1 protein-coding gene is annotated in these 512 nt (G+C 43.0%); it reads left to right on the top strand.

The window, feature by feature from the left end; all coding sequences use genetic code 11:
- On the top strand, positions 1-296 hold a 296-nt coding region (locus tag BpJC4_RS15905), incomplete at its 5' end, for an integrase core domain-containing protein (protein WP_151682025.1).
- Between the last annotated feature and the right edge of the window lie 216 nt (positions 297-512).

Here is a 512-nt window from a genome sequence, read left to right as displayed (position 1 = left end):
ATTCTGATTTGGGATCCCAGTATACAAGCGAGAAATTTGCAGAATACATGGAAAAGAAGCAGTTCAAACACTCCTTCAGTAAAAAAGGTTGCCCATACGATAACGCCTGCATTGAGTCTTTCCATGCAATTCTGAAAAAGGAAGAGATCTACAGAGTCAACTATTTGAACTTTCAAGCTGCCAGAAGAGCCTTATTCGAATTTATAGAAGGCTGGTACAATCGGAAACGGATTCATAGCTGCTTGGGCTATATGACGCCACAAGAAACAGAAGACAGTATCAAAGGGGCAGCGTAGTGCTCTTCACAATTTTACAAGCATCCGCTTTACATGGAGTGGCGGGTGTGGCAGGCTTGTTTGCCATGCGAAAGAAATCATTGCCCCTTTCGCCCTTCGCATAACACCACGCCCGCAGAGGCTCCATGTCAAGCGACCAGCGATGTCATGAAAAATATGGCATGAGATCAAAATTAAATTTCACTTATTGGTGTCCAAAATATTGACTTAAATCCA

The organism is Weizmannia acidilactici (assembly GCF_008974185.1).
Classification (GTDB): domain Bacteria; phylum Bacillota; class Bacilli; order Bacillales; family Bacillaceae_C; genus Weizmannia; species Weizmannia acidilactici.
This window is presented reverse-complemented; position numbering and strand designations above follow the sequence as displayed.